Below are 296 nucleotides of genomic sequence, written 5' to 3' on the forward strand. Positions count from 1 at the left end.
GGAATGATTTTATGGAAATAAGGCAAGTTTTTTACAATGATGAATATTGGTCTAAACTTATTGATTTTGTAAAAAAATCATCTTGGCGGGAAAGCCCCATTATAGCAGAAAATTGGGAAAAAAATAATTTTTTGGATTGGGAAAGGGTATTTGTTGCAATTGAAAATAATAACATAATAGGGCATTGTTCATTAAATGAAAGGGATAGTGTTCCCAATGTGGAATATACTCCTTATATTCAAGCTGTTTTTGTAAATGAACAATATCGCGGCAAAAGATTAAGTGAAAAATTAATT

Annotated in this window: 1 protein-coding gene; it reads left to right on the forward strand. The window is 29.4% G+C overall.

The window, feature by feature from the left end; genetic code table 11:
- Positions 1 to 11: 11 nt before the first annotated feature.
- Positions 12 to 296 (forward strand): GNAT family N-acetyltransferase (locus ACYVTD_RS17375; RefSeq protein WP_461248880.1); only part of this gene is annotated, 285 nt, incomplete at its 3' end.

The sequence above is a fragment of the Treponema sp. R6D11 genome, assembly GCF_054786075.1.